Below are 4,410 nucleotides of genomic sequence, written 5' to 3' on the forward strand. Positions count from 1 at the left end.
CCCGCGCGCGTAGACGTCAGGCGCGCTGTATGCGGGGGCGACATGCGTCCAGCCCAGGCTCGCCGCCGCCGCAGCCATGCACGCGACAGAGAGCACGGCCAGCTCCGCGGCGGAGGTGCGCAGCACCACGCCATCCGAGCCCGCCAGATCTGCTCCGCCCGTCCCGGCGTCACCGTCGGCTCCAGGGACGCGAAAGACGCGCTCGGAGAGGCCCGTCAGCACCCCGACCACGACCAGGCCGATGGTCGCGTCGCTCCACCGGAATGAAGCAATGACCGACAGCGCGGCGAGAAGCACCCCGCCCTGTGAGACACGCCCGCGGTGCGCGGTGATGTGCCCGGCGACGAAGACCGCGAGCCCCACCGCTGCCGCCCAGGGGGCGTGGAGGCTCCACCCGTCGAGGGCCGCTCCCAGCAGGGACGGCAGCCCCAAGACGGCAACCGCCACCCCCTGGAGCCTGCCGCGATCGGGAGACAGTCGAAGCGTAAAGAGCAGCATCCACAGCCCCAGCGGAATCGAGATCCACTCGACCGCGACAGGATGGGGGGCATTTGCGCAGATCAAGATCTGCACGAAGGCGTAGGCGGCGTGGGCCAGTGGCAACCGCCCCCTTCCCGCCGCGTGAATCGCACAGACGGCCGCAGCGCTGACCAATGCGAGCGCGCTGAGGCTCGGGCCCGGAACGACCCACAGGGCCGCAAGCGCACCGCCCCAGAGCACGGCGACCACGCTTCCCACGTCGAGCGCCTGGCGCCAGTGCACGTCGTGGTCCGCGCCTTCGCGCGACAGACGGCTGAGGGCAAGAAGCGCGATCGAGACCAAGACCGCCGCGGAGAACGGGGCGGCTGCAGAGCGCGCCCCCGCGCCGCTGACCTCGACGTGCACCAGGCACGCCACCGACACAGGCGCCAGGAGCGTCGCGAAGTACGCAAGACGGCGCGAGATCGACCACGTCGCCTCCTTCTTGGCCTCCGCTCTCAGCTGCAGGAAGCGGTTCCACGCGTCGTCGCGCTCCGACGCGCCGTCGAGCGGGAGGACCGCCTGAGGCGAGGGGGTCGACCACCCTCGGAAGAACGGCTCGAAGACCACCGCCAGCACCGTGACGACGAGCGTGCCCGCGCTGAGGTTGCGCCACTGCTCGGCCAGCGCCGCCATGATGAAGACGGGAGGCAGGAGGTGCCCCAGCGCCAGGGCAAGCCCAGATGGGAACGCTGCTTGCGCGCGACCCAGGTGCCGATCGACCGCCAGCGCAACAACGAGGAAGAGTGCCACCTCGAACACCAGCGCCCACATGATCGGCTGGAGGGGAGAGACCTCGGGAAGGAGACGCGCCGGCCCGAGAAGTCCCCCCAGCGCGGCCATCACGGTCATGACCGGGCCGACATCGAGCTCGAACGCCAGCCAACCGTAGAACATGGGGGCCAGGATGCCCACCTCTACCGCGGCCATCAGCAGCGCAGCCGACGGGCGCGCGCTCTCCAGGCCTGCAAAACACGCAAGAACGAGCGTCGCTGCCGAGAGCAGCCCCGTCATCCCCACGATGGGGGTTGCGGCCATCCGATCAACGCGCACCGCGATCTGCCGGGCCGCCAGGGCGCACGCCGCCGTGCCCGGCATCAGCACCTGCTCGACGAACGCCTCGAGGGTCCCGTGGCCGCCCATCTGTCGCAGCCATGCCAATCCCCACGCGAGGCCACAGGCCGCAAAGGCGTGCACGATCATCTCGGCGGTGCGGTCTCGCAGGGCGCAGCCGACGAAGAAGGCGGTGGACAGCATTGCCACGACAACGCTGTGGACACCCGGCGTCGAGCCCCCGGTGAGCGATGCGACGAGCGCGACCCGCGCCAATGCATAGGCCAGTGAGATGCTGTGGATCTCGAGCAGGCGCACGCTCCTGGGCGCCTCTTCCCCCACGAGCGCGCCCACGCGGTCCGGCCGGATGGCCCACGTCACGATGGCGGCGCAGACGATCAGCGGATAGCCAAACGCCCCCTGCACGTTCCAGGCGAGCACGACCCCCGACAAGACCACCGCCAGGGCGGAGAGATACACGCACGCCGTCTCGACGAGAACCCATGCCAGGCCAGCCAGCACCACGGCTGTGGTGAGAAAGACGAAGAAGGCCCACGACGAGAAGGCGATGGTGACAAACCCGTACAGCTGGAGCGCCAGCAGCCCGGAGGGCAGCGTGACCCCACCCAGCACCGAGAGCCCGCGACTCGAATCAGGAAGCGAATCGCGCAGAGACAACGCCGCGAGAAAGGCGAACACGGGAACCGTGAGCAGGCCGAACGTGACGAAGATCGACCCCCAGGCGTCCCAGTTCGATCGCAGGAAACCGATGCCCGCAGCCACGAGCAAGAGCGCGCCCAGAGCGTGGAACCAGCGGATGCTGCTCTCTGAGGAGGTGCTCGTTGAGCCGCTGCTCCCGTGCTCGAAGCGGGTGATGCCACGCCCGAGCTGCCGAGGTTGCCTCGCAGCGGTACCCGCCTGGCTGGTGCCCCATTCCCCATCGGTCGGCGCGGACGTCGTGCGATGCGCGGACTCGACGACCGTGGGCTCAGGCGCATCGTGTGGTTGCGCGGCCTCGGTCGGGAGGAGAGGCGCCTCGGGGCGGACGGTCTCGTCTGCCCCGTCGTGTGGCTGCGCGGGCGCGGGCACCGTGGGAGGCGACTGGGGGCGGACGGTCTCGTCTGCCCCGTCGCTGGCCTCGGACTCGACGCGCAGTCGCTTGCGCCGCTCACCGTAGTACGACAGGACGAATTCGCGGTGCTGTGGGGGCATCCACTCCCAGCGGGGCACCTCTCGCAAGAGGTAGTCAACCGACGCGCGAGCGGTGCTCATGTCTTCGAGGGGCGCTCCACAGACGCTGCAGAACGCAAGTGCAGGAAGGTCGTGGTTGCAGTTCCAGCACCTGGCGCTGTTCAGACGTTCACCCCCCGCTGACGGCTACGATCCTGTTCAATGAAATTCGGACCGAGGGGAACGCCTCCTCTGAGCACGGGAGGCCCGAGTCCATCGGCGCCAGACGCGGCCGTCGGGAGCGTGCGCTCCCCGCACAGGAGTCGCCCCCGCACGAGCGCAATCTCCCCGCCATGAGAATGCTCAAGTTCCTCGAACGGCTGCGCCGCGACGCGCCTTCTCCCGTGCAGCACGCCTCGGCCGAGACCCGTGAGGCGCCCCCCTCCCCTTCCACCGCCACCGACGCCGACGGCGTTCGTCGCGTTGTGAACGCCGACGTCCAGCGCGAGCGGCGCATCCCCCCCGGACAGTCGAAGGCGAAGAAGTGGCCGGTGCTGCAGTACGGCGAAGTGCCGAGGGTCGACACCGCGACGTGGCAGCTGCGGGTGTTCGGGGCGGTGGAGCGCGAGATCACGCTCTCCTGGGACGCGCTGAACGCGCTGCCGCGGATTCGAGTGCACGCCGACATGCACTGCGTCACCACCTGGACCGTGCTCGACCAGCACTGGGAGGGCGTGTCGATCCACGACGTCCTCGAGCTCGCCGAGGTGCGCGATGACGCACGCTTCCTCGTGGCCTGGGGCGCCGATCGTGTGGGATCGAGCGAGCGCTACAGCACCAACATGCCGCTCGTCGACGCGCTGTCGCCCGACGTGCTGCTCGCCACCCACTGCAACGGAGAGCCCCTGACGCCGGAGCACGGCGGCCCCATCCGACTGGTGGTGCCCCTGCTGTATGCGTGGAAGAGCGCCAAGTGGGTCGAGGGTCTCGAGCTGCTCACCGACGACCGCGCCGGGTTCTGGGAGCGCAACGGCTACCACGATCACGGCGACCCCTGGATCGAGGAACGCATGCGCTGAGCGGTTTCGCGGAAGAACCAGCGACCGGCTGCTTCGAATGGCCATACACGCGAAAAGGCCGGCGAGCCGCTACTCTCTCGATACCAGCGCCTTCCCGTTGCTCGGCCGCGTCACCACGTCGGCCAGTGGCGTTCCGGCGAGCAGCCCGCCGAGCACGTCACTGACGCTGCGTCCGCCGAGAATGGCCAGCGGCTCCATGGTCTCGGCCATCTTCTCGGCGAGGGCTTTGTCGGCGAACGCCTGCATCGACGCGATGAGATCCGGCGACACCGCCTCGGCCTTGCGCACCACCGCCTGGGTCTCGGCGTCGATGGCGATGAGACGCTGGTCGAGCTGGCGCCGGGTCACATCGAGCTCGAGCTCACGCGTTCCACGTTCCCGCGCCAACCCGACCGCTCTGCGTGCGCCGCGGCTACCAGGCGCTCTTGTAGCTGCTGCCGGCCAGCCCCTGCACCATGGATGCGGCCCACTCGCCGTGTGACTGACCCGACATGTCAGACCACGCACCGCCGCCTTCCCCACCACCCGCCGTGGGAACGACGAGACCGAGGGCGTCGAGTGCCGACGAGAACCCGTAGGCAAGCTGCAG

General features: G+C 69.6%; 3 protein-coding genes. 1 reads left to right on the top strand and 2 read right to left on the bottom strand.

Annotated elements, in window-relative coordinates:
* A partial coding sequence (locus EB084_20385; GenBank protein NDD30625.1) for a hypothetical protein occupies positions 1-2,844 on the bottom strand: 2,844 nt, incomplete at its 3' end.
* Between the two features lie 257 nt (positions 2,845-3,101).
* Here EB084_20385 and EB084_20390 point away from each other — a divergent pair.
* Positions 3,102-3,821, top strand: a complete 720-nt coding sequence (locus EB084_20390; protein ID NDD30626.1) for a sulfite oxidase-like oxidoreductase — start codon at positions 3,102-3,104, stop codon at positions 3,819-3,821.
* A gap of 69 nt (positions 3,822-3,890) precedes the next feature.
* On the opposite strand, the gene EB084_20395 is transcribed toward EB084_20390, so the two are convergent.
* Positions 3,891-4,208, bottom strand: coding sequence for a hypothetical protein (locus EB084_20395; GenBank protein ID NDD30627.1), 318 nt, complete (start codon positions 4,206-4,208; stop codon positions 3,891-3,893).
* Positions 4,209-4,410 lie beyond the last annotated feature (202 nt).

The organism is Pseudomonadota bacterium, from assembly GCA_010028905.1.
Taxonomy (GTDB): Bacteria; Vulcanimicrobiota; Xenobia; order RGZZ01; family RGZZ01; genus RGZZ01.